Source organism: Streptomyces spongiae (genome assembly GCF_009377185.1).
In the GTDB taxonomy this organism is placed as follows: Bacteria; Actinomycetota; Actinomycetes; order Streptomycetales; family Streptomycetaceae; genus Streptomyces; species Streptomyces spongiae.
Genome location: NZ_VJZC01000619.1, coordinates 1 through 5,721, shown reverse-complemented (window position 1 = coordinate 5,721; position 5,721 = coordinate 1). Strand labels below are relative to the sequence as shown.

Annotated in this window: 5 protein-coding genes; all 5 read right to left on the bottom strand. The window is 72.1% G+C overall.

Annotated features, from left to right (window positions below):
• Positions 1-37 precede the first annotated feature (37 nt).
• The 5 genes from FNH08_RS52690 to FNH08_RS43055 are packed head-to-tail and all read right to left on the bottom strand — an operon-like array spanning position 38 to position 5,502.
• Positions 38-1,096 carry an NAD-dependent epimerase/dehydratase family protein gene (locus FNH08_RS52690; protein ID WP_322726382.1) on the bottom strand — a complete coding sequence of 353 codons (1,059 nt, stop codon included), beginning with the start codon at positions 1,094-1,096 and terminating at the stop codon, positions 38-40.
• The gene (locus FNH08_RS52685) at positions 1,090-2,517 is read right to left on the bottom strand and encodes an aspartate aminotransferase family protein (RefSeq protein WP_407704568.1); all 1,428 of its coding nucleotides are present in this window, start codon (positions 2,515-2,517) and stop codon (positions 1,090-1,092) included. Before FNH08_RS52685 ends, FNH08_RS52690 begins: the two co-directional genes overlap by 7 nt.
• Before the next feature lie 14 nt (positions 2,518-2,531).
• Positions 2,532-3,473: a lysylphosphatidylglycerol synthase domain-containing protein gene (locus tag FNH08_RS43065; protein WP_152776959.1), complete on the bottom strand. Its 942-nt coding sequence runs from the start codon at positions 3,471-3,473 to the stop codon at positions 2,532-2,534.
• Entirely contained in the window at positions 3,470-4,492 is a 1,023-nt protein-coding gene (locus FNH08_RS43060; RefSeq protein WP_322726381.1) for a glycosyltransferase family 2 protein, read from the bottom strand. Before FNH08_RS43060 ends, FNH08_RS43065 begins: the two co-directional genes overlap by 4 nt.
• A 56-nt stretch (positions 4,493-4,548) precedes the next feature.
• The gene (locus tag FNH08_RS43055; protein WP_194238823.1) at positions 4,549-5,502 is read right to left on the bottom strand and encodes a decaprenyl-phosphate phosphoribosyltransferase; all 954 of its coding nucleotides are present in this window, start codon (positions 5,500-5,502) and stop codon (positions 4,549-4,551) included.
• Positions 5,503-5,721: the final 219 nt, after the last annotated feature.

The window sequence follows — 5,721 nt, the reverse complement described above, 5'->3', positions numbered from 1 at the left end:
GTGGCGGGGGCGTGCCGCCGGGCGCGGTGCCGGCTGCTCAGAAGAACGCCTTGGCCAGGCTCAGGGCGCCCTGTTTCCAGGGCTCGCGGCTGGTCCGGCCCGTGGAAGCCCGGCCTGTGGAGGTCGTCGCCCCGGTGGTGGCCCGGCTGGTGCGCCACCACCGGTAGGTGCTGAGGATGGCGTCACGGTTGGAGTGGCGGGGGGACCAGCCGAGCACCTCGCGCACCTTGTCGGTGCTGACGTAGGAGTCGGCGCGCAGCTTGTGGATCAGCCGGCCGTACACGGGCGACAGCCGCAGCCGGCTCAGCAGTTCCAGGGTCACGACGGCGGGCGCGGCGGGGACGGAGACCACGCGTTTGCCGTGTCCGGCGGCGTCCAGTACGGCCTGGAAGTCCTCCCTCAGGGTGCCGAACTCGGCGGCGGCCAGGTTGAAGGTGTCGTCGGCGGTCTCCGCGGGCGCGGTGAGCGCGGTGGCCACGGCGTCGACCAGGTCGTCGACCGAGAACATCTGGATGCGTACGTCGCCCCGGCCGAGGACGGGGAAGTTGCGGCCCTCCTCCGCCCATTCGAAGAGCATGGCGAACAGGCCCATCCGGCCAGGGCCGAGGAACGTCTTGGGCCGCAGGATCGGGACGCACAGCCCGCGGGCGCGGAACTCCTCGGCGACCTCCTCCGCGCCGGACTTGGCCCGGCTGTAGGCGTCGACCGGGCGGCGGGGGTGGTCCTCCGTGGTGGGGACGACGTCCGGCAGGCCGTAGACCGCGGTGGAGGAGATGTGCACCGCGCGTTCGAGTCCGGTGTCCTGTGCGGCCCGCAGTACGGTCCGGGTGCCGTCGACGATGATCGAGCGGATCTCGTCCTCGGGGTAGCTGGGCAGGGCCGCCGCGGTGTGCACGACGGCGTCGGCACCGGTCAGGGCGGCGCGCACCCGGCCGGTGTCCCGTATGTCGGCGGTCAGGTGTTCCACGCCGGGCACCGGCTCCATGGGCGGCCGCAGGTCGAGACTGCGTACCCGCATGCCCGCCGCGGCCAGCGACCGGGTCAGGTTCCCGCCGAGCATGCCGCTGCCGCCGGTCACGACCACCGTCTTCACCACAGCGACGACACCTTCTCCCGGACGAAGCGGGTGACGAGACGGGTCAGTCCGGTGGCGAGGGTGCGGTCGAGCCGCTCCAGGAAGATCTCCACGTCGGCCGGTTCGGCGACCAGGGGTGGGCCGACGACCAGGGGGTTTCTGCCGTTGAGTGTGTAGTAGGCGTAGATGTCGTGGTCCTGGTAGAGGGCGTTGATGACGGCACAGGTGACGAGTTTGGTGCCGAACTGCGGGTCCTTGGCCAGGCCGCCCGGGGCGAGCCGGGAGACGAGGTCGAGGACTCCGGGGCTGCCGAGGAACGCGCCCCACAGGGCGCCGGCGCCGCGGACGTCGGTGACGATGTCGGAGTGTTCCTTGGCGATCCGTTCCAGGCCGGGGCCGAGGACGTTCTCGATCGCCCTGGCGCGGGCCGGGAAGTCCTCCTCGACGGCGACGTTGATCGCCTCGATGGCGGTGGCGCACTCCTCGCCGAAGCCGTAGTAGGTGGTGCTGGTGCTCTGCAGCAGGGCGTCCTGGAGGCTGTCGTACGCCTTGCGGAAGACGGGGCGGCGGGCGACGTACGCGGAGATGGAGGACTTGCCGCCGCCGAAGGACTTCGACGTCGTCACCACGTCGGGTATGAGCCCGGGGTAGCGCATGAAGTAGAACATCGTCCCGGTCTTGCCCCAGCCGGTGTAGATCTCGTCGAAGATCAGGACGATGTCCTCCCGGGTGCACAGCTCGCGCAGACCGCGCAGGAACTCCTCCGAGCACCATCGGATGGTGGAGGCGCTGAACGGCTCGATGAGCAGGGCGTACACGTCGGACCGGCCCTTGGCGTCGCGGCTGGCGTCCACGGCGGCCCGTACGGAGTCCAGGTCGTCGTAGGTGAAGGGGACCACTCCGGGGATGCCGGGGAAGGCGAAGTGGTTCTGCGCGCCGCCGGTGAGGCTGCCCGAGCCGAGGAGCTTGCCGTGGAAGCTGATGTCGCTGCGCAGGATCGTGTTGCGCCGGCCGCCGTGGTACTTGTACGCGAGTTTGACCGCGCCCTCGACGGCCTCCGCGCCCGAGTTGGGCAGGAAGGACATGTCCAGGTCGCCCGGGAGCACGGCGGCCAGGTTGTGCGACAGGGCGGCCAGGTAGGGCGAGAAGTAGGTCTTGTGGACCTCCATCCGGCCGCGTTCGGCGAACCTCCGGCGGGCCTCGATGATCCGCGGGTGGTTGTGGCCGTGGTTGAGGACGCCGACGCCCCCGGTGAAGTCCAGGATCCGGCGGCCGTCCCGGGTGTGGACGTACGCGCCCTCCGCCCGGTCGACCAGTTCCCGGCCGAACCCGAACGACGTCATCAGGGACACCTGGCTCTTGTTGACGTACTGGCGGTACAGGCCGTGCACCTGGTCGACGGTCAGTTCCTCGGCGTCCTCGATGCTCATCAGTTCTGTCATGCGGCGGAGTTCTGTCATGCGGCGGTCCTCTTTCTCAGCGGGGCGGGAACGGTGCGGCGGCCGTGCAGGGCGACCGCGCCCAGGGCGGCGCCGGAGGTGGTGAGTTCGGCGAGGAGGGTCAGCACCCGGCTGACGAGCGCGGCGGCGACGGCGGTGGGCCACGGCAGGACCGTGGCGAGGGCGGGCGCCAGCAGCAGTTCGCGGACGCCGGCGCCGTCGGGTGCGAACACCACGAGGGTTCCGCCGACGGTGGCGAGGGCGAACCCGCCGACCGCGGCGGGCAGCGCGGGCAGTGGCTCGGCGCCCAGCAGGACCGCGATCACCCACACGTGCAGGCCCGACAGCACCCAGGAGAGGGTCTGGTAGACGATGGACCGGCGCAGGTCCCGCGGCCGGCCCGGGGTGGCCGGCGGCGGACGCCGGGCGATCCGGGCGGCCAGGCACGCCAGGGCGTGGATCAGGTCGGGCCGGGCCGCGAGGACCGCCAGCAGGGCCAGGGGAAGCAGCAGCCACCAGGCGCCGTCGGCCAGCAGGGCGGGCGCGACCAGCATGCCGACCGCACCGCCCGTGAGCAGCACGATCACCAGGTTGACCAGGTACGTCCCGGCCATCTGGGCCTTGGTGGCACCGGCCTGCTCGCCCATCCGGATCTGGGCGATCAGCCCCCAGACCCGTCCCGGCACGAACTTGCCCAGGAAGCCGACGAAGAACATCCGCGTCCCGGTGCGGGCGGGCACGGGCACCGCGATCGCGGACAGCGTCAGCATCCAGGACCGGGTGCCGCACAGCAGTCCGGCCGCGGTGACCAGGACGGCTGCCAGCAGCGCCACGAGGGAACCGCCGTGGAGCAGTCCGAGGAGCACGGACCAATCCTGGCCGTGCAGGGCGGCACCGGCACCGGCCACCACCGCCAGCGCGAACAGCACGGCCAGGGCGCGGCGCGGCCCGCGTCTCATCGCACGCCCGCTTCCGGCGACGGCGCGGCGGGAAGCGCGCCCCGGCCGCGCAGCCGGCGCAGGGCTCCGACGGCCAGGCCGGCCACGATCGCCAGTTGGGCGAGCAGATGCACGGCCAGGAAGTAGACGAGGAAACGCATCCCGCGCTGCCGTCGCACGAACCCCGGCAGGCCCGGGTCGGCCAGCAGGAAGAGGGCGAGGAACAGCAGGGGTACGACCGCGAGCACGGGTGCCGCGGGGGCCACGAGCAGGAGCGGGAGAGCGGCCACGAACAGCGGGGCGCCGAGCACTCCGAGCGCGGGGTTGACCACCACGCCGCCCGAGCGCATGCGGTGGGCCCCGGCGAACCCGGCCAGCGGCAGGGACCGCCGGAACTGCTCCCGCAGCATGTCGCCGAGCCGTGCGCAGTCGTCGTGCCGCCCGACCACCGTGTCGGTGAGCCGGATGGCGGCGACCCGGACCAGCCGGTCGCTGTACTCGACGTCCTCGGCGTCCCGCAGTGCCTCGTGGAACGGTCCGGCGGCGGCGAAGACCTCCCGGCGTACCGCTGCCAGGGCGAAGACGGCCGTGCCGACCCGGCCGACGCTGCGTCTGCGCCACCAGTGCGCGTGCAGCACGCGGTAGTGCTCGACGGGGCCGTCGTCGAACAGCGGCTGGGTGTCGTAAGTGCCGTGCACCAGGCCGCACTCGGGGTCGTCGCGGAGTACCCGCAGCGCGTTCGCGAGGGCGTCGGGGCGCAGGGCCACGTCGGAGTCGACGAAGAAGAGGATGTCTCCCCGCGCCTGACGCGCGCCGAGGTTGCGGGCCGCGGAGACACCCCGGTTGCCCGCTCCCTCGACGAGCCGGCACGGGTAGGAGGCCGCGATCGTCGGTGACCGGTCGGTGGATCCGTCGTCGACGACGATCACTTCGCAGGGCTGGTGGGTCTGGGCGAACACCGCGTCCAGGCAGGCGGCGAGTGTCTTCTCGTAGTTGTAGTTGGGGATGATGACGGAGACGGTCGGTTCGTCAGGGTTCACAGGGCTGTTCCCACGGCTGTCCTCCTGGCTTCCCACGGCTTCCCACGGGTCGTTCGTCATCGGCTCGGCAGTCCGCCCGTGAGTTCCGGGTGGCCGGCCAGCAGCGAGGTGAGGGCGAGGCAGGCGCAGCACAGCAGCGCGCTGACGACGACCCGCCGGTCGCGCAGCAGGGTCTCGGTGGGGTCCCCGCCTCCCCCTTCCGCGATCACTATCTGGAGGTAGCGGAACAGTCCGTACAGGACGAACGGCATCGTCAGCAGCAGAGCCATCTGGCCGAAGGGCTGGGCGGCGTCGCCCCTCAGGAAACCGGCGTAGCCCAGCACCGCGACGACCGCGGTGACGATGACCATCTGGTCCAGGAACGGGCGCGAGTAGCCCTCCAGGGTGGGGCGGTGCCGGTCGGCCACCGCTCCCAGGTCCAGCTCGTGCCGCCGCTTGCCGAGGCTGATCATGACGGAGGCCGCGTAGACGCCCAGGACGAGCCATACGGACAGGGGGATACCGCCGGCCAGGGAACCCAGGATGACCCTCAGCGCGAAGCCGGCGGCGACGACGAAGACGTCGACCAGGGCGATGTGCTTGAGCCGGTGGCTGTAGAGCACGTTGAGTACGAGGTAGACGGCCACGGGCCAGGCGAGCCTCCACGGCCCGATCGCGGCCAGTGCCGCCAGGGTCGCGATCAGCACCGCCGCCAGGGCGATCGCCAGGGGGACGGGGACCCGCCCGGAGGCGATGGGCCGGGCGCGTTTGACGGGGTGCAGGCGGTCCCGTTGACGGTCGGCGATGTCGTTGATCACGTAGACGGCGGATGCCGCGAGGGTGAACAGGGCGACGGCCCAGGCGATGTGGGACAGCGTGTGCCAGGTCCAGGTCGCGCCCCCGGCCAGCGAGAGGGGGACGGCCACCAGGTTCTTCGGCCACTGGCGGGGCCGCAGTAACAGGACGAGGTCTTTCGCCCGCGTGGCGGGACGGACGGAGGGTTCACTCAGGCGTGGCTCGGTGACCGTCATGTCGTCTCCCGGGGTCGGGGCTGCGCGGGTTCGGATCTCCGGTGGCCGCGTGCCGGCGCCGGCGGCCGTCCGCGGGGAGACGCCCCGCACCACATGGGCGTGCGGCATCTGGTGACGGGAGTGCTCGTCGTCATGACTCTCCTTCGGGCAGGGCGCCGTGCGGCTGGTGGGGGGCGGTTCGTGCCGAGCGGAGGCACTCACGGGCGACCGGGGTGACGG

What these genes read in the sequence shown, in the direction of transcription:
- FNH08_RS52685 (WP_407704568.1), bottom strand. Translation starts at nt 2,517, where the DNA reads ATGACAGAACTGATGAGCATCGAGGACGCCGAGGAACTGACCGTCGAC.
- FNH08_RS43065 (WP_152776959.1), bottom strand. Translation starts at nt 3,473, where the DNA reads ATGAGACGCGGGCCGCGCCGCGCCCTGGCCGTGCTGTTCGCGCTGGCG.
- FNH08_RS43055 (WP_194238823.1), bottom strand. Translation starts at nt 5,502, where the DNA reads ATGACGGTCACCGAGCCACGCCTGAGTGAACCCTCCGTCCGTCCCGCC.